Genomic DNA, 1,544 nt, shown 5'->3' with positions numbered 1-1,544 from the left:
CTGTCCACCTGCACATTTACCCGGATATCCTCTCCGGCATCCCCGGAAAGCGGATACACACGGTACCAATTCCGCTTCTCCTCTTCGGTTTCCGTAACGATGTTCCAGGATTCATTGGTGGTAAACACCAGTTCAGTACTGTCTCCCTGAGCGTTCAAAGGATAAAGATCCGATTTTACCGTCAGATAAGGTTCCACTGGCGGTGGGAGAATTTCTTCTTTTTTGTCCTCACTACAGCCCCCCAAAAAACCGAATAACAAAAAGGCTGAAAAAAACAACAATATAATTTTTGTAAGTCGTAACATAATGTTTATTTATGATCGGTTAAATATATTAAGAAAAAATTATAATCACAAACATTAAATTAACTTATTTAAATATAATATATCTATCTGCCACTAAAATAAACTTGATTATGACTAAAATCAATATATTTCTATTTAAAACACAGAGAAATAACAAGATCAAACTTGTAAAACAAGTCCTATCGAGAGAGGATAAACTGATTTATGCTATAAATCCGGCTTATGAAGTTTACCTTTTCCAGATACGAATCAAAAAGAAAAACGTATCTGTCTATGAAGCAATAAAGCATTACTTCCAACAAAATATATACATCAAATTTTATAAAGATTAGGAAGAATATTTTCTAAAAATAAGAATATAAACCGATCAATAGGATATGCTTATACAAATATGTTTATATACCCTTATTGTTCATCGAGCATCACAGGCGGGTGATGAACCCAACCGTTTCTTTTAACACCAAACGGATGCTGAACTGACGTTCCTTTATAGGGACGTCCTTCGTCACTGTCCGTCTGAAGGAATTTCTCAAAACTATAACCTTCGCCTGAAAGTTCAAGAATTCGTTTTACTAATAATTCCCTACAAATCGCATTAAAGTATAAATAATTATATGAAGAACGCATACTACTTTCGAGCTCTGACCTCCAGACACCCCATCCATAATGGTCTCCTCCTTCATAAATACCCACATAGGGATAACGCGGATGACCGATCAAGTGCGACCAATATACCGTCGTAGGGTCATCCGTCAAAGAAACATTAAAACACAAACCTCGCGCCTGATCCAATTTTAACCTGTTTTTCTTACTCTCAGGTATCTCTTCCTTTTCCCACCCGTTTTGATAATCCTCATATTCATCGGCCAATAAACCAAAACCATGACCCACGGACTCATGAATAATTAGACTTTTCAGAAATTCTATTCCTCCGATCGGATAACCTGAAAAAGAATAGTTTGGCTCAATAACACCTGTTCCTTTTAGATAAGCAAGACCCGCATTACTATTATTCATTATTATCGAAGGATAAGGTATTACCCCGCGAGGAACAACTGTAGAGATGTAGTCGGGTATAAGGTTTAATCGGTTGCTGATACCATTCGTTTTATCAGATACCGTTCCAAGGGCTGTCTGACTCGCATCATCCCCAATACAAGCTCTACGCGAAACGGCATAAACCATATGGACGTTAAAGTAATCACGGTAGGTTTTCGTCGGTTCGATCGAAAAGAACGA

1 protein-coding gene and 1 pseudogene are annotated in these 1,544 nt (G+C 37.5%); both read right to left on the bottom strand.

Annotated elements, in window-relative coordinates; translation table 11 throughout:
* Positions 1–305 (bottom strand): BACON domain-containing protein (locus HMPREF9449_RS16675; protein ID WP_009135484.1); only part of this gene is annotated, 305 nt, incomplete at its 3' end.
* Positions 306–710: 405 nt separating this feature from the next.
* Positions 711–1,544, bottom strand: a pseudogene (locus tag HMPREF9449_RS01630) (hypothetical protein); the annotation flags it as partial.

It is taken from the genome of Odoribacter laneus YIT 12061 (assembly GCF_000243215.1).
Classification (GTDB): Bacteria; Bacteroidota; Bacteroidia; order Bacteroidales; family Marinifilaceae; genus Culturomica; species Culturomica lanea.
The sequence above is the reverse complement of the archived record's forward strand: the minus strand, read 5'-3'. Positions and strand labels throughout refer to the sequence as shown.